General features: G+C 70.9%; 20 protein-coding genes. 15 read left to right on the plus strand and 5 right to left on the minus strand.

Annotated features, from left to right (window positions below; genetic code table 11):
- Nucleotides 1–31: 31 nt before the first annotated feature.
- The 6 genes from OIB37_RS21255 to OIB37_RS21280 all read left to right on the plus strand — a co-directional run bounded on the left by OIB37_RS21255 (nucleotide 32) and on the right by OIB37_RS21280 (nucleotide 5,077).
- A complete protein-coding gene (locus OIB37_RS21255; RefSeq protein WP_330459190.1) occupies nucleotides 32–622 on the plus strand; it encodes a TlpA family protein disulfide reductase in 591 nt (196 codons plus the stop codon).
- Between the two features lies 1 nt (nucleotide 623).
- On the plus strand, nucleotides 624–1,388 hold the full coding sequence (locus OIB37_RS21260) for a cytochrome c biogenesis CcdA family protein (RefSeq protein ID WP_330459191.1): 765 nt from the start codon (nucleotides 624–626) through the stop codon (nucleotides 1,386–1,388).
- 3 nt (nucleotides 1,389–1,391) lie between these two features.
- Complete coding sequence (gene resB / locus OIB37_RS21265; RefSeq protein WP_330459192.1) at nucleotides 1,392–3,116, plus strand: cytochrome c biogenesis protein ResB; 1,725 nt, start codon at nucleotides 1,392–1,394, stop codon at nucleotides 3,114–3,116.
- A complete protein-coding gene (ccsB, locus tag OIB37_RS21270; RefSeq protein ID WP_330459193.1) occupies nucleotides 3,113–4,192 on the plus strand; it encodes a c-type cytochrome biogenesis protein CcsB in 1,080 nt (359 codons plus the stop codon). The genes resB and ccsB overlap by 4 nt, the downstream gene beginning before the upstream one ends.
- Nucleotides 4,193–4,428: 236 nt before the next feature.
- Nucleotides 4,429–4,578, plus strand: coding sequence for a hypothetical protein (locus OIB37_RS21275; protein WP_330459194.1), 150 nt, complete (start codon nucleotides 4,429–4,431; stop codon nucleotides 4,576–4,578).
- 91 nt (nucleotides 4,579–4,669) lie between these two features.
- Nucleotides 4,670–5,077, plus strand: a complete 408-nt coding sequence (locus OIB37_RS21280; protein WP_330459195.1) for a hypothetical protein — start codon at nucleotides 4,670–4,672, stop codon at nucleotides 5,075–5,077.
- On the opposite strand, the gene OIB37_RS21285 is transcribed toward OIB37_RS21280, so the two are convergent.
- The 4 genes from OIB37_RS21285 to OIB37_RS21300 form a co-directional block, all read right to left on the minus strand.
- Nucleotides 5,074–6,474: a condensation domain-containing protein gene (locus OIB37_RS21285; RefSeq protein ID WP_330459196.1), complete on the minus strand. Its 1,401-nt coding sequence runs from the start codon at nucleotides 6,472–6,474 to the stop codon at nucleotides 5,074–5,076. The genes OIB37_RS21280 and OIB37_RS21285 overlap by 4 nt on opposite strands.
- A 153-nt stretch (nucleotides 6,475–6,627) precedes the next feature.
- Entirely contained in the window at nucleotides 6,628–7,593 is a 966-nt protein-coding gene (locus OIB37_RS21290; RefSeq protein WP_330459197.1) for an isopenicillin N synthase family dioxygenase, read from the minus strand.
- The gene (locus tag OIB37_RS21295) at nucleotides 7,586–8,035 is read right to left on the minus strand and encodes a nucleoside deaminase (RefSeq protein ID WP_330459198.1); all 450 of its coding nucleotides are present in this window, start codon (nucleotides 8,033–8,035) and stop codon (nucleotides 7,586–7,588) included. The genes OIB37_RS21290 and OIB37_RS21295 overlap by 8 nt, the downstream gene beginning before the upstream one ends.
- Nucleotides 8,036–8,110: 75 nt before the next feature.
- Entirely contained in the window at nucleotides 8,111–9,085 is a 975-nt protein-coding gene (locus tag OIB37_RS21300) for a quinone oxidoreductase family protein (protein WP_330459199.1), read from the minus strand.
- Nucleotides 9,086–9,244: 159 nt separating this feature from the next.
- Here OIB37_RS21300 and OIB37_RS21305 point away from each other — a divergent pair, with 159 nt between their 5' ends.
- The 9 genes from OIB37_RS21305 to OIB37_RS21345 all read left to right on the plus strand — a co-directional run bounded on the left by OIB37_RS21305 (nucleotide 9,245) and on the right by OIB37_RS21345 (nucleotide 18,350).
- Complete coding sequence (locus tag OIB37_RS21305; RefSeq protein WP_330459200.1) at nucleotides 9,245–10,702, plus strand: menaquinone biosynthesis decarboxylase; 1,458 nt, start codon at nucleotides 9,245–9,247, stop codon at nucleotides 10,700–10,702.
- The gene (gene mqnP / locus OIB37_RS21310) at nucleotides 10,699–11,601 is read left to right on the plus strand and encodes a menaquinone biosynthesis prenyltransferase MqnP (RefSeq protein WP_330459201.1); all 903 of its coding nucleotides are present in this window, start codon (nucleotides 10,699–10,701) and stop codon (nucleotides 11,599–11,601) included. Before OIB37_RS21305 ends, mqnP begins: the two co-directional genes overlap by 4 nt.
- A 239-nt stretch (nucleotides 11,602–11,840) precedes the next feature.
- Nucleotides 11,841–12,515 carry a UbiX family flavin prenyltransferase gene (locus OIB37_RS21315; protein WP_330459202.1) on the plus strand — a complete coding sequence of 225 codons (675 nt, stop codon included), beginning with the start codon at nucleotides 11,841–11,843 and terminating at the stop codon, nucleotides 12,513–12,515.
- Between the two features lie 59 nt (nucleotides 12,516–12,574).
- The gene (locus OIB37_RS21320) at nucleotides 12,575–13,030 is read left to right on the plus strand and encodes an Lrp/AsnC family transcriptional regulator (protein WP_330461920.1); all 456 of its coding nucleotides are present in this window, start codon (nucleotides 12,575–12,577) and stop codon (nucleotides 13,028–13,030) included.
- Nucleotides 13,031–13,112: 82 nt separating this feature from the next.
- Complete coding sequence (mqnE, locus tag OIB37_RS21325) at nucleotides 13,113–14,276, plus strand: aminofutalosine synthase MqnE (RefSeq protein WP_330459203.1); 1,164 nt, start codon at nucleotides 13,113–13,115, stop codon at nucleotides 14,274–14,276.
- 255 nt (nucleotides 14,277–14,531) lie between these two features.
- Complete coding sequence (locus OIB37_RS21330) at nucleotides 14,532–15,056, plus strand: GNAT family N-acetyltransferase (RefSeq protein ID WP_330459204.1); 525 nt, start codon at nucleotides 14,532–14,534, stop codon at nucleotides 15,054–15,056.
- Nucleotides 15,057–15,131: 75 nt separating this feature from the next.
- On the plus strand, nucleotides 15,132–15,431 hold the full coding sequence (locus OIB37_RS21335) for a DUF4229 domain-containing protein (RefSeq protein ID WP_330459205.1): 300 nt from the start codon (nucleotides 15,132–15,134) through the stop codon (nucleotides 15,429–15,431).
- Nucleotides 15,432–15,499: 68 nt separating this feature from the next.
- Nucleotides 15,500–16,147: a TetR/AcrR family transcriptional regulator gene (locus OIB37_RS21340; RefSeq protein WP_330459206.1), complete on the plus strand. Its 648-nt coding sequence runs from the start codon at nucleotides 15,500–15,502 to the stop codon at nucleotides 16,145–16,147.
- Nucleotides 16,148–16,397: 250 nt separating this feature from the next.
- The gene (locus tag OIB37_RS21345) at nucleotides 16,398–18,350 is read left to right on the plus strand and encodes an AMP-dependent synthetase/ligase (protein WP_330459207.1); all 1,953 of its coding nucleotides are present in this window, start codon (nucleotides 16,398–16,400) and stop codon (nucleotides 18,348–18,350) included.
- Nucleotides 18,351–18,448: 98 nt separating this feature from the next.
- Here OIB37_RS21345 and OIB37_RS21350 read toward each other — a convergent pair whose 3' ends face one another.
- On the minus strand, nucleotides 18,449–19,102 hold the full coding sequence (locus OIB37_RS21350; protein ID WP_330459208.1) for a class I SAM-dependent DNA methyltransferase: 654 nt from the start codon (nucleotides 19,100–19,102) through the stop codon (nucleotides 18,449–18,451).
- Nucleotides 19,103–19,217 lie beyond the last annotated feature (115 nt).

Below are 19,217 nucleotides of genomic sequence, written 5' to 3' on the forward strand. Positions count from 1 at the left end.
AGCGCCGGAACCGACATGCGAAACTTTTCACATGAGTACCCGTAGCCGCGCCGTCCTGCTCGGTGCCGTGGCCGCTGTCGCGGCCCTGACCCTGTCCGCGTGCGGCCATGGCGGTACCTCCGGCGGCGGCGGCAACACGAACTTCGTGACCGGCGACAACGGCATCGACACGGCCCCGAAGGGCAAGCGCGCCGCGGCCCCCGACCTCTCGGGGAAGAGCATCGACGGCAAGAGCCTGGACGTCGCCCGGTACAAGGGCAAGGTCGTCGTCGTCAACGTCTGGGGTTCGTGGTGCAGCCCGTGCCGCGAGGAGGCCCCGTACTTCTCCAAGGTCGCCAAGGCCTACCAGGGCAAGGGCGTGCAGTTCGTCGGCATCAACACCCGCGACACCAGCACCACCCCCGCGCTCGCCTTCGAGAAGGAGCACGGGATCTCCTATCCGAGCCTGTACGACCCGACGGGCAAGCTCATGCTCCGCTTCAAGAAGGGCACGCTCAACCCGCAGCTGATCCCGTCCACGCTGATCATCGACAAGGACGGGAAGGTCGCGGCGCGGGCCCTGGAGGCACTCGACGACACGGGGCTCAAGAAGATGCTCGACCCGGTCGTCGCGGAGAAGTGACGTGAGCGCACTCGTGACCCTGGCCGCGCAGAACGACACGGTGCGCAACGGCGCCCTGCTGGTCGCCCTGCCCGTCGCCCTGCTCGGCGGGCTCGTCTCCTTCTTCTCGCCCTGCGTGCTCCCGCTGGTCCCCGGGTACCTCTCCTACGTCACCGGGGTCGCCGGCACCGACCTGGCCGAGGCGCGGCGCGGGCGGATGGTCGCCGGCGCCTCCCTGTTCGTCCTCGGCTTCAGCGCCGTGTTCGTCTCCGGCGGGGCGCTGTTCGGCTACTTCGGCTACACGCTCCAGGAGCACAAGGACCTCCTGTCCAAGGTGCTCGGCGTCGTCATGGTGCTCATGGGCGTGTTCTTCATGGGACTCATGCCCTGGTTCACCCAGCGCGAGTTCCGCTTCCACCGGCGGCCTACGGCCGGGATGGTCGGCGCCCCGCTGCTCGGCGCCCTGTTCGGCATCGGCTGGACCCCGTGCATCGGTCCGACGCTCGCGTCGGTGAACTTCCTGTCCATGCAGCAGTCGAGTGCCGGGCGCGGCTCGCTGCTGATGGTCGCCTACTGCGTGGGCCTCGGCGTGCCCTTCGTCCTCGCGGCCGTGGCCTTCCGCAAGGCCCTCGGCGCCTTCGGCTGGGTCAAGCGCCACTATGTCTGGGTGATGCGCATCGGCGGCACGATGATGATCGTGACCGGTGTGCTGCTGCTGACCGGGGCCTGGGACCGCCTGGTGCAGGAGATGCAGACCTGGTCCGACGGCTTCACTGTGGGGATCTGACCGATGAGCAAGACCACTACCGACACCTCCCCCAGCGGCGAGGGCCCGGAGACGGAGGGGCTGGCAGCGGCCGGCTCGCAGCTCTCCACCGCCCCGCAGGAAGACACGGTGAACCTGCCCTCGCTCGGCGTGATCGGCTGGGTCCGCTGGTTCTGGCGGCAGCTGACCTCGATGCGGGTGGCGCTGCTGCTGCTCCTGCTGCTCTCCCTCGGCGCGATCCCGGGCTCGCTGATCCCGCAGACCGGCGCCGACATCAACAAGGTCGACGAGTTCCGCAAGGCGCACACCACCCTCGCGCCGGTCTACGACAAGCTCGGCCTGTTCCACGTCTACAGCTCGGTGTGGTTCTCCGCGATCTACATCCTGCTGTTCGTCTCCCTCATCGGCTGCATCGTCCCGCGCACCTGGCAGTTCGTCGGCCAGCTGCGCGGCCGGCCGCCGGGCGCGCCAAGGCGGCTGACCCGGCTGCCCGCGTACACGACGTGGCGCACCGAGGCCGACCCCGAGCAGGTCCGCGAGGCCGCCCTCGCGCTGCTGAAGAAGCGCCGCTTCCGCGCCCACCTCGCCGGTGACGCCGTCGCCGCGGAGAAGGGCTACCTGCGCGAGCTGGGCAACCTGGCCTTCCACATCGCGCTGATCGTGCTGCTGATCGCCTTCGCCTGCGGCCAGATGTTCAAGTCGGACGGCACCAAGCTGGTCGTCGAGGGCGACGGGTTCTCCAACTCGACGCTCCAGTACGACGACATCAAGTCCGGCAGCCTCTTCCGCAACGACGACCTGGTGCCCTTCAGCTTCGACCTGAAGGACTTCAAGGGCACCTACGAGGTCAGCGGCCCCAACAAGGGCACCCCGCGCACCTTCGAGGCGAAGATCCGCTACAGCCGGGGCGCGTACGGCAAGGAGCGGCCGACGACCGTCGAGGTCAACCAGCCGCTGAAGATCGACGACGCCAAGGTCTACCTCGTCAGCCACGGCTACGCGCCCGTCGTCACCGTCCGCGACGGCAAGGGCAAGGTCGTCTACCGCGACGCCGTGCCGCTGCTGCCGCTCGACGGCAACGAGACCTCCAACGGCGTGGTCAAGGTGATGGACGGCTACCGCAGCCCGCGGGGCGTGAAGGAGCAGCTGGGCTTCCAGGCCTTCTTCGTGCCGACGTTCAACCCTCGCGCGGGCACGATGCTCTCCCAGTTCCCGGCCCTGGTGAACCCGCTCCTCGCGGTGAACGCCTACCACGGCGACCTGGGCGTCAACTCGGGCATCCCGCAGAGCGTGTACCAGCTCGACACCACCCATATGAAGGCCTACAAGGACGCCAAGGGCCAGCTGTTCAAGCAGTTGCTGAAGCCGGGCGACACCATGAAGCTGCCGAACGGCGCGGGCTCCCTCACCTTCGAGAAGAACATCAAGGAGTGGGCCGGCTTCGAGGTCGTCCAGGAGCCGGGCAGCGGCTGGGCGCTCGGCGGCGCCATCACCGCGATCTTCGGCCTGGCCGGTTCCCTGTTCATCCAGCGCCGCCGCGTCTGGGTGCGGGCGGTGCGCGGTGCCGACGGCGTCACGGTGGTCGAGATGGCCGGGCTCGGCCGCAGCGAGTCCGCCAAGGTGCCCGAGGAGCTCGGCGACCTCGCCGGAATCCTGTACGACCAGGCGCCGGGGGCGGCCGACCCCGACGACGACCCCTCCCCCACCCCCGACACCGACGTCGTACCTGCCGAAGGGGCTGAGAAGTGACTCTCGCCGCCGCGACCAACGAACACCTCGCGAGCATCAGCAACACGCTGATCTACTCGTCGATGGCCGTCTACACCCTGGCCTTCTTCGCCTACATCGCCGAATGGCTCTTCGGCAGCCGCAGCAAGGTGGCCCGTACGGCCGCCGCGCTGACGGCGGACGCCGGTGCCGCGAAGGCGCCCGCGGTCACCGTGCGGGGTGCCGGTGGCACCGCCGTGCTGGAGCGGCCGAAGGTCGTGGTCCGGTCGGCCGCCGGAGCCCGTGACGTGCCGGACGGTCCCGGCGCGCACGGCGGCGACGCGCAGGGCGACATGTACGGCCGGATCGCCGTGTCCCTCACCGTGCTGGCGTTCCTGGTGGAGCTGGTCGGTGTGGTCGCCCGCGCGGCCTCCGTGCAGCGGGCGCCGTGGGGCAACATGTACGAGTTCAACATCACCTTCTCCACGGTCGCCGTCGGCGTGTACCTCGGGCTGCTGGCGCTGAGGAAGAACGTGCGCTGGCTCGGGCTGTTCCTGATCACCACGGTCCTGCTGGACCTCGGTCTCGCGGTCACCGTGCTCTACACGGCCAGCGACCAGCTGGTCCCGGCCCTGCACTCGTACTGGCTGTACATCCACGTCTCCACCGCGATCTTCTGCGGCGCGGTGTTCTACGTCGGCGCGGTCGCCACGATCCTGTACCTGTTCAAGGACTCGTACGAGAACAAGCTGCAGAGCGGCGGCAAGCCCGGCACCTTCGCGACCTCGGTGCTGGAGCGGCTGCCCGCCTCCGCCTCGCTGGACAAGTTCGCCTACCGGGTCAACGCGGCGGTCTTCCCGCTGTGGACGTTCACGATCATCGCGGGCGCGATCTGGGCGGGCGACGCCTGGGGCCGCTACTGGAACTGGGACCCGAAGGAGACCTGGTCGTTCATCACCTGGGTCGCCTACGCCTGCTACCTGCACGCCCGTGCCACGGCCGGCTGGAAGGGCCGCAAGGCCGCCTACCTGGCGATGATCGCCTTCGGCTGCTGGCTGTTCAACTACTACGGCGTGAACATCTTCGTCACCGGCAAGCACTCCTACGCGGGCGTGTAAGGCCCGCCGGGCGAAGGCCGGTTCTCTGTGGCACAGGCCATGGGGTACCGGCCGGCGCTGTGCGCGGCCTGTCGCGGCTTCGCGACTGTGGCGGGCCGGGCACCGACGCATGTCTGGCCGCACTTCCGATGATCGGCCGGTCGAGTACACGGACAGGAGTACCGCGCGTGTTCAGAGATCCCCGGACACACACCCGCCGGTGGGCGGCCCGATACCCGTTCGCCGTCGGATGCGTCATGGCCGCGGTCCTGTATCTGGTCGAGCTGGTGGCCACCGGCGATCCGATCGGCACGCTCCCGTTCGCGGCAGCCATCGGAGCCGTCTTCTGGCTCACCGCCCTGAGCGAGCGACGCCGAAGGAGAAAGCGGAACCTGCCGCTCCGATAGATGCCTGCACCGTGTGGGGGCCGGCCCCGGCCTCACGCCGTGCTCATCCCTCCGACGTGAGATCGCCTGGTCGTTCGGAGACACTGGTGGTATGAGCGGTTCCATCGAACAGGGCACCAGTCAGACCCACGGGAGCACGCACATCCTCCACTTCCTGGTGCGGCTTCCGAGGTCCATGGGGGACGTCTGGCCGGCGGTGGCCACCCCCGAAGGGCTCGGGGAGTGGTGCACCGCCGTCGACGTTCTCGAACCCCGGCTCGACGGCGAGGTCGTCCTGCGCGACCTGGGGCCGGGGCGGATCACCGCGTGGGACGTGGACCGGGTAGCCGAGTACACCGTGGAGGGCGGCGGCCGGGTCAGGTTCCATCTGGAGCGGGACGGGGAGCAGGGGAGCGTGCTGCGCTTCACGCACGAGTTCCAGGGCGAGGGGGAGACCGAGTCCGGCTGGCGCGCCAGATTCGAACGTCTGATCGACGCCCTGGCGCCCGCGCAGGCCTAGGACGAGGAACCGGTCGCCGTCATCAGATCGCGCAGCCGCTCGACGTACAGCCGCATGTTCTTCGCCGCCACGTCCGTGTCCGGGTAGCGGCAGGCCAGCCACAGACCGTCGTGCACCCGGTTGACCCACACGCACACCTGGTCGCCGTATGACACCCGCAGCAGTCCGTACGCCCGCTGCTCCGCCCACCGGGCCGCGCCCGGGATGCCGCGGGCGTCGACGAACGACACGATCGAGTACAGGTCGGGCGAGGTCGGCCGGAAGTCCGCGCCGAGCAGGCGGAGCACCCGGGCCAGCGGCATCCGGGAGAGCGGCCGCGCGGCCTGCAGCTCGGCGCGCACGGCCCGCAGGGTGGCCGGCAGGTCGGGGGTGTCCGCCACCGGCACCTCGATGGGGGCGCCCCCCACGTACCAGCCCACGGAGTCGGACCAGCGGGACTTCACCCGGGTGTGGAACGGCACCACCGTCCGGTACACCGACTGCCCGCCCAGCTCGTGCACGATCAGCCCGGTGGCCGCCAGCAGCCCGACCAGGCTGCCGCCGTACGGCCGGCAGTACGTCTCGAACGCGGCGGCCGTGTCCGCGTCCGCCAGCGGCTCGCAGAGCATCCGCTGCCGGGGCAGCGGGCCGCCGGGCTCCAGGCCGAGGTCGACGGGGAACCCCGGCAGCGTCCCGTCGCAGCGCCGGATGAACTCCCGCCAGCGGGCGACGGTCTCGTGGCCGTCGTCGATCCGGTCGGCGTCCGCCCGCTCGATCTCGCAGAAGTCGACGTAACTGGCCGCCGGGGTCCGCACCACCGGCCCGCGCCCCTCACGGCCCGCCGTGTACAGCTCCTCGATCTCGGCGGCGATGCCGTGCAGGGAGTAGGCGTCCACGTTGCTGTGGTCGAAGGCCATGTAGACGCTGGTGGAGTCGTCCCGCACGACGGCCGTGTAGATGAGGTTGGGCCAGCGCAGCGCGTCCGCGACGGTGTCGAAACGGTCCTGGAGGTGCCGGGCCAGCGCGTCGGCGTCGGAGAAGTCGCCGACCGTCTCCCGGTGCAGGGACACGTCCGCGGCGTCCAGCGTGAACCGGCGCAGCTCGTCGCCCGACGCGCCCGCCCAGCGGAAGCCGCTGCGCAGCGTCTCGTGCCGGACCGTCCAGGCGCGCAGGCACTCCTGGAGCAGGTCCAGGTCGACCGGGCCGGGCAGATCGAAGGCCGTGCCGAGCCAGGTCGGCACGAACAGCCCGTCCTCCCGTACGGACCGCGCCGTCCTGATGTGCGACTCCTGGATGTAGGCCGGCGGCCGGGTGTCGTCCGGCAGTCCCGCCGCCGCCGCGACGGTCGCCGGGCTCAGCGTCCACTCGACGAGCCGTCCCGGCCGGACCTCGCAGCGCTGGATGTCAGTGATACGCACGCGTCTCCGATCGCAGAAGGGACCCCTTGGATGTGGGCCCCCGTCAAGGGAATGCCGTCGGAGGCGGCACGGACATGCCCGCCCGGGGCATTTCAGCGGAACGGATGGCGGGCCGAACGCGCAGGTGAATAACCGACGGTGACCGGTGTGCGGTCAGCCGACGGTGATCGAGTTCAGCTTCTCGCGCAGATACACGTGCGAGTCGACGGGCGGGTAGGCGACCCGGCCCACCGGCGCGGGGACGGACTCCACGCGCGTGCCCGGGGTGCACTCGCCGAAGTAGACGAGGGACATCAGCTCCTCGGTGGGCTCGTCGGCGGGCGGCGGCAGCACGCGGTGCCGTCCCGAGCGCCACCGGTCGCCGGTCCAACGGGCCATCAGATCGCCGATGTTGACGGTGAGGGCCGCCGGGTCGTAGGGCGCGTCCGCCCAGCCGCCCGCGTCGGTGTGGACCTGCAGGCCGCCCTTGCCCGCCTGCCGGTCGAGGATGGTGACGGTCCCGAAGTCGGTGTGCGGTCCGATCCGGAACTGCCCCGGCCGCGGCTCGCCGACGACCTCGGTCCCCGGGTACCAGTTGATGTTGAAGCCGTACGTCGGACGCTCCATGTGCCGGGAGAAGAAGCCGGGCCCGAGCCCGAGCGCGTACCCCAGCAGGGACAGCAGCTCCTTCTCCAGCGCTGCCATCTTCCCGAGGTACTCCTCGCACAGCGCCCGCAGCCGCGGGACCTCGGCCGGCCACACGTTGGGCGCGTACCACTCGGCGTTGACGACCGGGTCCGGGAAGGGCTCGTCCGTGGCGAAGGTCAGCGACTCCTTCAGGTCGGGCGGCGTCCGCGTCCCCTCCGCGTACCCGTTGGCCTCGGCGCCGGGGCCGAGCCAGCCACGCCCGCCGACCCTGGCCTCGTAGGCCCGCTTCACCTCGGCCGGCAGCACGAAGAACTCCCGCGCGGCCTCCCGTACGGCGGCGCGCAGCCCGGCGTCCACGCCGTGCCCCGTGACGAGCAGGAACCCGGCGCCGCACAGGGCCCGGTCGACCGTGCGCGCCAGGGCCGTACGGGCCTCGGCGTCGCCGGTGAGCCAGGGTGCGAGGTCGATGGTGGGGACGCGGGGCTCAGACACCGATGTCCTCGTTCCAGAGGGCGGCGTTGGCGTCGATGAAGCCGCGCATCAGCGCGACGCACTCGGGGTCGTCCAGGAGCACGATCTCCACACCGTGTCCGGCGAGCCAGTCGTGCCCGCCGTGGAAGGTGGCGGCCTCGCCGATCACCACGCGCGAGATGCCGAACTGCCGGACCAGGCCGCTGCAGTACCAGCAGGGGGACAGCGTGGTGACCATGGTGGTGCCGCGGTACGAGCGCTGCCGTCCCGCGGCGCGGAACGCGGCCGTCTCCGCGTGCACGGAGGGGTCGTCGTCCTGGACGCGGCGGTTGCGTCCGCGGCCGAGGAGAGTGCCGTCGGGGCCGTAGAGGGCGGCCCCGACCGGGATGCCGCCCTCGGCGAGCCCCGCGCGGGCCTCGGCGACGGCGGTGGCGAGCCAGGCGCGGGCCTGTTCCGGTTCCATGCCCTCACTGTTTCCCCGCGGGCGCGCCCGGGCAACGCGGCGGCGGGGCCGACCGTGGCCGGCCTCCTGGTCCGGCTACCGGCCCACCCGCAGCAGCAGCTTCCCGGTGCTCGTCCGTCCCCCCATCAGACGGTGTGCCTCGGCCGCCTCCTCCAGCCCGAACTCGGCGGTCACCGGAAGGTCGACCGTGCCGTCGGCCACCTCGGCGAACGCCCGCTCCGCGAGCTCGCGCAGGGCCTCGGGGGCCGTCCGGGCGAGCATGAGGACGGAGAAACCCGAGACCGAGTGGGCGAGCGGGTACAGCTCGGGCTGGCCCACGCTCCACGGCTCGGCCGAACTGGCGTTGCCGAAGGAGACGAGGCGGCCGAAGGGCGCCAGGCAGGCCAGGCCCGCGCGCAGGGTGTCTCCGCCCACGGGGTCCAGGACCAGGTCGACGCCCCGGCCGCCGGTCGCCTGCCGCACCGGCTCCTCGAAGGCGCCGGTGAACACCTCGTCGTAGCCGTGCTCCTTGGCGTACGCCGCCTTCGCCGCCGAGGAGACCACGCCGTACACCGCCCCGGCGCCCGCCGCCCGCGCCAACTGGCCCAGCACCGTGCCGACTCCGCCGGCCGCGCCCTGGACCAGTACCGACTCGCCCGGCTGGAGCCGGCCCACGGTGTGCAGGAGGGCGTACGCGGTGGGCAGGACGGTCGGCAGGGTGGCCGCCGTGCGCAGGTCCAGGCCGGCCGGGACCGGGAAGACGGTCGCGGCGTCGGCCACGGCCACCTCCGCGTACGCCCCGCCCCCGGTGAGCGCCGTCACCTCCTGGCCGACGGTGAGACCCGTGACGCCCGCGCCGAGCGCGCGGACCCGTCCGGAGACCTCGAGGCCGGGGACGAACGGCAGCTGTGGCACCCGGTAACCCTCCGAACGCGCCTTCAGGTCCGCGAAGTTCACCCCCGCGTACGCCACGTCGACGCTGACCTGGCCGGGGCCGGGCTCCGGCACCGCGGCCGTCACCACCCGCAGCACCTCGGGACCGCCGAACTCCCTCAACTCGACCGCGCGCATGCCGAACCCCCGACTCGATAAGAGTGTTCAATGAGAGACGAACACCCGGGAGTGTACGAGTGTCGTCGAACACTCGGCAAGGGGGCGGCCCGACCGGGTTCTCCCGCCCCGGCAGGGGCGTGCGCGGGACAAAGCGGTCCGTCGGCGATACTGGGACGCATGGCTTATGACGATCTTCGCTCCCTGCTGAGGGCGCTGGAGCGCGAGGGCGACCTCAAGCGCATCAAGGCTGAGGTCGACCCGTTTCTGGAGGTCGGGGAGATCGTCGACCGGGTGCAGAAATCCGGCGGTCCGGCGCTGCTCTTCGAGAACGTGAAGGGTTCGGCGATGCCGCTGGCGATGAACGTCTTCGGCACCGACCGACGGCTGCTGAAGGCGCTCGGCCTGAAGTCGTACGACGAGATCACCGAGAAGATCGGCGGACTGCTTCGGCCCGAGCTGCCGCACGGGTTCGTCGGCGTGCGCGAGGCGTTCGGCAAGCTCGGCACCATGGCGCACGTACCGCCGAAGAAGGTGAAGTCCGACAACGCGCCCGTGCAGGAGGTCGTCCTGCACGGCGACGACGTCGACCTCGACGCGCTGCCCGCCCTGTTCACCTGGCCGAAGGACGGCGGCTCCTTCTTCAACCTCGGGCTCACCCACACCAAGGACCCCGAGACCGGCATCCGCAACCTGGGCCTGTATCGCCTCCAGCGCCACGACAAGCGCACCATCGGCATGCACTGGCAGATCCACAAGGACAGCCGCAACCACTACCAGGTGGCCGCGCGGCGCGGCGAGCGGCTGCCGGTCGCCATCGCCTTCGGCTGCCCGCCCGCCGTGACGTACGCCTCGACGGCCCCGCTGCCCGGCGACATCGACGAGTACCTCTTCGCCGGGCTCGTCGCCGGCAAGCGGATCGAGATGGTCGACTGCAAGACCGTTCCGCTCCAGGTCCCGGCGAACGCCGAGGTCGTCGTCGAGGGCTGGCTGGAGCCGGGCGAGATGCTCCCGGAGGGCCCCTTCGGCGACCACACCGGCTTCTACACCCCGCAGGAACCGTTCCCCGCACTGAAGATCGACTGCGTGACGATGCGGAAGCGTCCGCTGCTCCAGTCGATCGTCGTGGGCCGCCCGCCCACCGAGGACGGCCCCCTGGGCCGGGCAACGGAACGGTTCTTCCTGCCCCTGCTCAAGATCATCGTCCCGGACATCGTGGACTACCACCTCCCCGAGGCCGGCGGCTTCCACAACTGCGCGATCGTCTCGATCGACAAGAAGTACCCCAAGCACGCCCAGAAGGTCATGCACGCGATCTGGGGCGCGCACATGATGTCCCTGACCAAGCTGATCGTGGTCGTCGACTCCGACTGCGACGTGCACGACCTGCACGAGGTCGCCTGGCGGGCCCTCGGCAACACGGACTACGCCCGCGACCTCACGGTCGTCGAAGGACCGGTCGACCACCTCGACCACTCCTCCTACCAGCAGTTCTGGGGCGGCAAGGCGGGCATCGACGCCACGAAGAAGTGGCCGGAGGAGGGCTACACGCGCGACGGCGGGTGGCCGGACATGGTCCTGTCGGACCCGGATACGGCGGCCCTCGTGGACCGCCGCTGGAAGGAGTACGGGCTGTGAGCTCGGCATCCGCAACCCTCCCCGGCCCGGGACGCACCAGGGCGTTCCTGCGCCTGGTGATGATCGAGCACTCGGTCTTCGCACTGCCCTTCGCCTACATCGCCGCGCTCACCGCGATGTACGAGTGGGACAGGAACATCCACTGGGCCCGGCTGCTGCTGGTCACGATCTGCATGGTGGGCCTGCGCACGTTCGCGATGGCCGTCAACCGGATCATCGACCGCGAGATCGACGCCCGGAACCCGCGCACCGCGCACCGCGAACTGGTGACCGGCGCGATGTCGGTGAAGCACGCCTGGACCGGCGCTTTGATCGCCGTGGTGGTCTTCCTGGGCGCGGCGGCGCTGCTGAACCCGCTGTGCCTGGCCCTGGCCCCCGTCGCGGTGATCCCGATGGTGGTCTACCCCTACGGCAAGCGGTTCACGAACTTCCCGCAGGCCATCCTGGGCCTGGCCCAGGCGATGGGCCCGGTCGGCGGCTGGCTCGCGATCTCCGGCACGTGGTCCTGGGACGCGGTGATCCTCGGCCTCGCCGTCGGCATCTGGATCGGCGGCTTCGACCTCATCTACGCCTGCCAGGACGTCGAGTCCGACCGCGAGGGCGGTGTCCTGTCGGTCCCGGCGCGCTTCGGCATCCCGGCGGCGATCTGGGGCGCCCGCGCCTGCCACGCGCTCACCACGGCCCTGCTGGTCTGGTACGCCCTGGCCACCCACGCCGGCCCGTTCTTCTGGCTGGGCCTGGCCATCGTCGCGGGCGCGTTCGTCTACGAGCACCGCATCGTGCGCCCGCACGACCTGTCCCGGCTGAACAGGGCGTTCTTCTCGACAAATGGATTCATCGGGATCTCGCTGTTTGTCTGCGCACTGCTGGACCTGCTGGTGCGGGGCCTTACGGTATGACTCGATCGAGTGATCGAGTAGCGAACGTGTGAGATCGGGCTGATAGAGGGATTGACTTCGTGCATGTCCCCGCCCGGGCGGGGGTTGTCCGCCGTTCACGCTGAAGAACGCCCTCTTCAGCCGGTTGTCCCCGCCAATGCGGGGTTTCTGTCCGGCGGTCCGCCACATCGGCGGGCCGCCGGACGCGTATGCGCACCACCCGGCCTGAGCGTGCCGCTACGCGCCGGTACGCTCAAGGTGTGAACGCAGGAGAATCGCAGCGCGCGCCTTGGATCGTGGGGGTGTCCGGAGCTTCCGGGACGCCGTATGCGGCTGCCGTGCTGCGGGCGTTGCTGGACGCCGGCGAGGCGGTCGACCTGGTGGTCAGCCGGGCCTCGCGGCTGACTCTGCTGGACGAGACCGGGATCTCCTTCCGGGACGCGCACTGGCAGGACGACCTGCGGGAATGGCTGGCCAGGGGGGCCGACGGCAAGCCCTCGACCTTCGACGTGGACGTCAGCGGGGTGCGGTACTGGAGCGCGGGGGATCTCGCGGCGGGGCCGTCCTCGGGGTCGTACCCGGCCAAGGGGATGCTCATCGTGCCGGCCTCCACGGCCTGTGTGGCCGGAGTCGCCCTCGGGCTGTCCAAGGACCTGCTCCAGCGCGCGGCGAGCGTCACGCTCAAGGAGCGCCGGCCGCTGGTCGTGGCCGTGCGGGAGACCCCGCTGAACGGCCAGACCCTGCGGCAACTGGTCGCGCTGGACGACGCCGGCGCGAGCGTGGTGCCGGCCTCGCCCGCCTTCTACGCGGGCGCGACGCACATTCAGGACCTGGTGGACTTCGTCGCGGGACGAGTGCTGGACGCGGCGGGCGTCGGGCACGGCCTGTACCGGCGGTGGAAGGGCGAACTGGGCGGCGGTACGCCGGGCCGGTAGCCGAGCAAGGCGCAGTACCTCTCATCACTTCGGGAACTTCAGTGGAAGGCTTCGATCGCATGGACGCGGTGGACAGGCAGCTCATCCAGGCCCTGAGAGAGAACGGCCGGGCCTCCTACGCGGAGCTGGGGCGCCTCGTCGGCCTGTCGGGCCCGAGCGTCACCGACCGCATCAACCGGCTGGAGGCGGCCGGTGTCATCACCGGCTATCGCGCCACGGTGAACTCGGCCGCCCTCGGCCTCGGCGTGACCGCGCTGATCGGCATCTCGCTCTCGGACGCCGCCGACCACGAGGACGTGGCCCGCCGGCTCAAGGACCTGCAGGAGATCGAGGACTGCTGGTTCATCGCCGGCGACGACTCCTACATGCTCAAGGCGCGGGCGGCCGACGTGGACGGCCTGGAGCGCATCATCCGGCGGCTGTCCGGGACCAAGGGCGTCTCGCGCACCCGTACCACGATCGTGCTCTCCACGAAGTGGGAGAACCGGGTCGGGGAACTGCCCGAGGAGATGTAGCGGCGCCGTGCGCCGTGCGGGCGCCGTGCGTCCGCGCGGCGGGGGAGTACGGTTGGTCAAGTTGTCGTGGAAAGGTGAGGAAATGGACGTCGGGCTCAAGCGCGAGCTGGAGGAGAAGGTCCGCTCCGGTGAGCGGCTGACTCGCGAGGACGGCATCGCGCTGTACGAGTCGGACGACCTGGCATGGCTGGGCGGCCTCGCGCACGAGGTGCGGACGCGCAAGAACGGCGACGTCGTGCACTTCAACGTCAACCGGCACCTCAACATGACGAACGTGTGCACCGCTTCGTGCGCCTACTGCTCGTTCCAGCGCAAGCCGGGCGAGAAGGACGCGTACACGATGCGCATCGAGGAGGCCGTCAAGCTCGCCAAGGCGATGGAGTCGGAGAGCCTCACCGAGCTGCACATCGTCAACGGCCTGCACCCGAGCCTGCCGTGGCGTTACTACCCGCGCTCGCTGCGGGAGTTGAAGGCGGCGCTGCCGAACGTCTCGCTGAAGGCGTTCACGGCGACGGAGATCCACCACTTCGAGACCATCTCCGGGCTGTCCGCCTCCGAGATCCTCGACGAGCTGATCGACGCGGGTCTGGAGTCCCTCACCGGCGGCGGTGCGGAGATCTTCGACTGGGAGGTCCGTCAGCACATCGTGGACCACCGCACCCACTGGGAGGACTGGTCCCGCATCCACCGGCTGGCGCACGAGAAGGGTCTGAAGACCCCGTGCACCATGCTCTACGGGCACATCGAGGAGCCCCGCCACCGCGTGGACCACGTGCTGCGGCTGCGTGAGCTGCAGGACGAGACCAACGGCTTCCAGGTCTTCATCCCGCTGCGCTACCAGCACGACTTCGTCGACATGCAGGACGGCAAGGTCCGCAACAAGCTGCAGGCCCGCACCCAGATGGCGACCGGCGCCGAGGCGCTGAAGACGTTCGCCGTCTCCCGGCTGCTCTTCGACAACGTCCCGCACGTGAAGGTGTTCTGGGTCATGCACGGCGTGCAGACCGCCCAGCTCGCCCTCCAGCACGGCGCGGACGACATGGACGGCTCGGTCGTCGAGTACAAGATCACGCACGACGCGGACAACTACGGCACGCCGAACAAGCTGACCCGCGACGACCTGCTCGACCTGATCCGCGACGCCGGCTTCCGCCCGGTGGAGCGCAACACGCGCTACGAGATCATCCGCGAGTACGACGGCGCGGACCCGCTGCGCCGCGAGTCGCCGCAGGCGATGCGGGTGTGACGCGAGGGACGTAGGGCCTCTCTTCCGGATCTTGCCGGGGTCGCGGGGTCTGGCACGCACATCTGCGGCGTTGTCGTCACTCGCCGACGCGCCGCGTCGACTCCCTCCTCCGCCTTGCAGCTGCACGCACCAGACCCCGCTCGGGTCGGCCAGAAGGCACCGCAGACCGGAGCCGGCCTGATCCGGAAGAAAGGCCCTGGGCAGGGGACGGGAAAGGGGCTGTGCGCGCACCGGTGTAATGGATAGCCTGCGCGCATGCCCCTTACGTTCACGCTGGACCCCTCCGTCACCCCGGCCCTCCACGAAGGCTTCCTCGACCTGTGGACCGACGTCTCCGACGCCGGGGGCGCCGTGGGGTTCGTGCCGCCGGTGACACGGGAGGACGTCCGGCCCGAGGTGGTCCGCTACCTCGCGCAGCTGGCCGAGGGGCGCAGCAGGCTGCTGGTCGGCCACGACGAGACGGGCCGGGTCGCCGCGGCGGCGGTCTTCGGCTTCAACACCCACCGTCTGATGAAGCACTGGGTGTGGCTGTACACGGTGATGGTCCACCCGGAGCACCAGGGCAAGGGCTACGGCCGCGACCTGCTCGCGGCCGCCGCCGACCGGGCCCGCGGCTTCGACGGCATAGAGGCGATACGGCTCACCTGCCGCGGTGGCCTCGGCCTGGAGCGCTTCTACGGCTCCTGCGGTTACAAGGAGGTCGGACGGGTGCCCGGCGCGATCCGGGTCGCCCCCGACGACGACCGGGACGACATTTTCATGCTGCTCCCGCTCGCCTGACCCCCCTGCAAGATCGGGCACATACCGTGCTTCACTGGGCGGTGGCCCTTTTTGGAATCGGAAGAGTGGATTGAGATGCTCCGCTACACGCTGATGCGCCTCGGCGTCTTCGCCGGCTGCCTCGTCGTCGTCTGGGGAGCCGTCTACTCCGGCCTCTTCCCACGCGGCTTCGGCGACTCCAACCTGCTGTGGGTCCTGCTGCTCTCGCTGGTCCTGTCGGCGCCGATCAGCTGGGTGGTGCTGCGCAAGGAGCGCGAGCGGGCCTCCGTGCAGGTCTCCGGCAAGGTGGACCGGATCAAGGCCAACCTGGACGCCAACCGCAGCCAGGAGGACACCCTCGACGACACCGCCCCGGTGCGGGGCCAGACCTCCTGACCGGCTCCCCGGGCCTCCCGGGGCACGTGCGCGGCCGAGGGCCCGCCGGCCCCAACTAGGCTGGTGCCATGGGTGCGGTGAGGACCAGGCGGCTGCCGCGTGCGGAGCGGGAACGGGAGATGCTCGACGCCGCCGTGCGGGTGTTCGGCCGGCGTGGGTACGCGGCCGCGTCGATGGACGAGATCGCCGAAGTGGCGGGCGTCTCCAAGCCGTTGGTGTATCTGTACCTGAACTCCAAGGAAGACCTCTTCACCGCCTGCATCCGGCGGGAGGCCCGTGCGCTGACCGAGGCGGTCCGCACCGGGGTCCGCCGCGACCTGCCGGCCGACCGTCAGCTGTGGGACGGCCTGAACGCGTTCTTCGCGTACGCGGCGAAGCACCCCGACGGCTGGTCCGTACTGCACCTCCAGGCCCGCACCCACGGCGAGGCCTTCGCCGCCGAGGTCACCGCGATGCGCGAGGAGATCGTCGCCTTCGTGACCCACCTGATCGCGGCCGCCGCCCGTGACGCCCACCCCCATGCCCCCGGCCTCTCCGGTGCCGAGGCGGCGGGCCTCGCCCAGGCCCTCGTGGGCGCCGCCGAGTCCCTCGCCGCCTGGGCCAACGCCAACCCCGGCAGCACCGCTCACCAGACGGCCACCACCCTGATGAACTTCGCCTGGGCGGGCCTGGGCAACCTGATGGACGGACACCCCTGGGTGCCTGTGCGTACCTAGGCGTTACCGGCGGTAATTCGTTGTCGGAGCAGCGAACGTGAACGGTCCTCACGAAACCTCCGAGACTGCACACCCCCGGCTCCGGACCCCCTCGTATCCCGCACGAGGCCGCCACAGCCGCCTCGTACGATCGCCTGGCTGACCGGCGGTAACTCTTCCCCCACGGCCCGTTGCCGGTGAACGCCTCGGTGTGCGAGGCGCGTACGTCATGCAGCAAGCAGTTCTCCGCTGCACGCCCCAGGAGCCGCCCGTGTCCACACCCGCCCCGTTTCCGAGCGCCGACGTCTTTGCCGGTGCCCATGTCTCGGCCACCGACTACGACGGCCGCCCGGTCCTGGTGGAACCCGTGATCCAGCGACTGAGCGGGACGGTGCGGGAGGCGTACGTCCCGCCGTTCGCACCGCAGACGACGCACGGTTCGCTCGCGGACCTGCCGTTCGACAACGCCGAGGCGGACCCCGGCGCGATCGTGCTCAGCCGCAGGACCGACGACGACGGCAACTGGGAGGACGTGACGGCCGCCCTGTTCGCCCGGCAGGTGCTGGCCGTGGCGAAGGGGCTGATCGCCGAGGGCCTGGTGCCGGGCGACCGGATCGCGGTCATGGCCCGTACGACGTACGAGTGGACGCTGCTGGACTTCGCCGCCTGGGCGGCCGGCCTGGTCACCGTGCCGGTCTACCCCACCTCCTCCGTCTTCCAGACCCGGTGGATCCTGCACGACTCCGGCGCGGTCGCGCTGATCACGGAGACCGCGGCCGAGGCCGCCGCGATCCACCCCGAGCTCCAGCACCTGCCGGACCTCAGGCACCTGTGGGTCATCGACGACGCGCACGTGGAGGGGCTCGCCGAGCGGGGCGCGCAGGTGCCGGACGGCGAAGTGGGCGTGCGGCGGGGCATGCTGAGCCCCGACACCCTCGCCACGCTCATCTACACCTCGGGCACCACCGGCCGTCCCAAGGGCTGCGCCCTCTCCCACGGCAACTTCTTCACCGAGGTCGACAACGCCATCGAACTCCTCCACCCCGTCTTCAAGGCGGGCCGCGGGGCGGACGCGTCGGTGCTGCTCTTCCTGCCGATGTCCCACGTCTTCGGCCGGATGGTGGCGATAACGTGCGTACGGGCACGGGTGCGGCTCGGCCACGCGCCGAGCCTGAAGGCGGACGACCTGCTCGCGGACCTGGCCGCCTTCCGCCCCACCTGTCTGCTGACCATCCCCTACCTGCTGGAGAAGCTCTACAACGCCGCGCGGGCGAGCGCGGAGGCGGGCGGCCGGCTCACCACCTTCGACCGCGCGGCGGCGACGGCCGTACGGTACGGCGAGGCGCTGGAGGCCCGGCAGAACGGCACCGGGAGCGGTCCGGGCGCGGCCCTGAAGGCGAGCCGTTCCCTCTACGACCCCCTCGTCTACCGGCGCATCCGGGCCGCCATGGGCGGCAAGGTCCGCTGCGCCATCTCCGGCGGCTCACCGCTCGGCCGGCGCCTGGCCGCCTTCTACTCCGGGGCCGGCATCGACATCTTCGAGGGGTACGGCCTGACGGAGACCACCGCCGCCACGACGGTGACCCCGCCCCTCAAGCCCCGCCTCGGCACGGTCGGCTGGCCGCTGCCCGGCACGCGGGTCCGGATCGCGGCGGACGGCGAGATCCTGGTCGCCGGGGACCATGTTCTGCGCGGCTACTGGGATCCGCAGGCGGGCGGTGTCGTCCCCGCGACCCAGGAGGGCTGGCTGGCGACCGGCGACATCGGCGAGCTGGACGACGCGGGCTACCTGACCATCACCGGCCGCAAGAAGGAGCTTCTGATCACGGCCACGGGGAAATCGGTGGCCCCCACGCTGCTGGAGAACTGGCTGCGCCAGCACCCGCTGATCTCCCAGTGCATGCTCGTCGGCGACGGCCGCCCCTACATCAGCGCCCTGCTCACCCTCGACGCCGTGGGCATCAACCACTGGCGCCAGATGAACGGCAAGCACCCGGTACCGCCGGAACTCCTCCTCGGTGAGCCCGAGTTGGAGGACATCCTCCAGAACGCGGTCGACGAGGCCAACATCCTCGTCTCCCGCCCCGAGTCCATCCGCCGCTTCGCCGTCCTCCCCGTCGACTTCACGGAGCAGGCGGGCCATCTGACGCCGTCGATGAAGCTGCGGAGGGAGAAGATCCTCGCGGACTTCGCCGACGAGGTGGACGGGCTGTACGGGGGGTGAGGGACTGAGGGGAGCGAGGGGGCGAGGGGAGTGACGGCGGCTCCGGCCCCCGGTCTCCCTCCTCCCTCCTTTCTCCCTCCCTCCCCGGCCAGGGCCGCTCACGCGTCTGTCGCGGCGGCCTTCCGTGCGATCAGGAAGGCCTGCGGGGCCGATTCGTCTGCCTGCTCGTCGCGTTCGCGCACGGTGCGGGAGACGAGCGTGAAGCCGGCGTCCGTCAGCAGCTCCGCCATCCGCTCGGGGCTGCGGCGGTGGAAGTCGAGGGCCACCGGGTGACCCCACGGGCGGTCGAGGTGACGGGGCTCCTCGCCGGTCTGGAAGGCGAGGAGCAGATGCCCGCCGGGGGCCGTCACGCGGTGGAGCTCGGCGAACAGCGCGGGGAGCCGGTCGTCGGGGGTGTGGATGGTGGAGTACCAGGCGACGACGCCGGCCAGCTTCCCGTCCGGCAGGTCGAGTTCCAGCATGGAGCCCTGCTCGAAGCGCAGTTCCGGATGCTCGCGACGGGCTATGGCCAGCATGGACGCGGAGAGGTCGAGCCCGAAGACGTCGAGACCGAGGGAGGCGAAGAGCGTGGTGGTCCATCCGGCCCCGCAGCCCAGGTCGGCGACCGTCCCGCCGCGGCCCACCAGTTCGGCGTACGCGGCGAGCAGGCCGCGTTCGAGGGGCCTGTTCGCGAGGTAGCCGCGGAAGTGGTCGGCGTAGTCGTCGGCGACGGTGTCGTAGAAGGCGCGGGTGGCGGCGAGGAAGTCGGTCATGGGGAGGGACCGTAGCGGGCCGGACTGACAGCACCGGCCGAGGACCGGCCGAGCACCGGCCGAGCACCGGCCGAGCACCGGCCTAGGGTCGACCGTCGGCGGGTGTCGCCCGTGG

The organism is Streptomyces sp. NBC_00820 (assembly GCF_036347055.1).
In the GTDB taxonomy this organism is placed as follows: domain Bacteria; phylum Actinomycetota; class Actinomycetes; order Streptomycetales; family Streptomycetaceae; genus Streptomyces.

Excerpts from the sequence above, each read along its gene's own strand:
- OIB37_RS21255 (WP_330459190.1), top strand. The coding sequence starts at position 32 with ATGAGTACCCGTAGCCGCGCCGTCCTGCTCGGTGCCGTGGCCGCTGTC.
- resB (WP_330459192.1), top strand. The coding sequence starts at position 1,392 with ATGAGCAAGACCACTACCGACACCTCCCCCAGCGGCGAGGGCCCGGAG.
- OIB37_RS21275 (WP_330459194.1), top strand. The coding sequence starts at position 4,429 with ATGGCCGCGGTCCTGTATCTGGTCGAGCTGGTGGCCACCGGCGATCCG.
- OIB37_RS21280 (WP_330459195.1), top strand. The coding sequence starts at position 4,670 with ATGAGCGGTTCCATCGAACAGGGCACCAGTCAGACCCACGGGAGCACG.
- OIB37_RS21295 (WP_330459198.1), bottom strand. The coding sequence starts at position 8,035 with ATGGAACCGGAACAGGCCCGCGCCTGGCTCGCCACCGCCGTCGCCGAG.
- OIB37_RS21300 (WP_330459199.1), bottom strand. The coding sequence starts at position 9,085 with ATGCGCGCGGTCGAGTTGAGGGAGTTCGGCGGTCCCGAGGTGCTGCGG.
- OIB37_RS21305 (WP_330459200.1), top strand. The coding sequence starts at position 9,245 with ATGGCTTATGACGATCTTCGCTCCCTGCTGAGGGCGCTGGAGCGCGAG.
- OIB37_RS21320 (WP_330461920.1), top strand. The coding sequence starts at position 12,575 with ATGGACGCGGTGGACAGGCAGCTCATCCAGGCCCTGAGAGAGAACGGC.
- mqnE (WP_330459203.1), top strand. The coding sequence starts at position 13,113 with ATGGACGTCGGGCTCAAGCGCGAGCTGGAGGAGAAGGTCCGCTCCGGT.
- OIB37_RS21330 (WP_330459204.1), top strand. The coding sequence starts at position 14,532 with ATGCCCCTTACGTTCACGCTGGACCCCTCCGTCACCCCGGCCCTCCAC.
- OIB37_RS21335 (WP_330459205.1), top strand. The coding sequence starts at position 15,132 with ATGCTCCGCTACACGCTGATGCGCCTCGGCGTCTTCGCCGGCTGCCTC.
- OIB37_RS21340 (WP_330459206.1), top strand. The coding sequence starts at position 15,500 with ATGGGTGCGGTGAGGACCAGGCGGCTGCCGCGTGCGGAGCGGGAACGG.
- OIB37_RS21350 (WP_330459208.1), bottom strand. The coding sequence starts at position 19,102 with ATGACCGACTTCCTCGCCGCCACCCGCGCCTTCTACGACACCGTCGCC.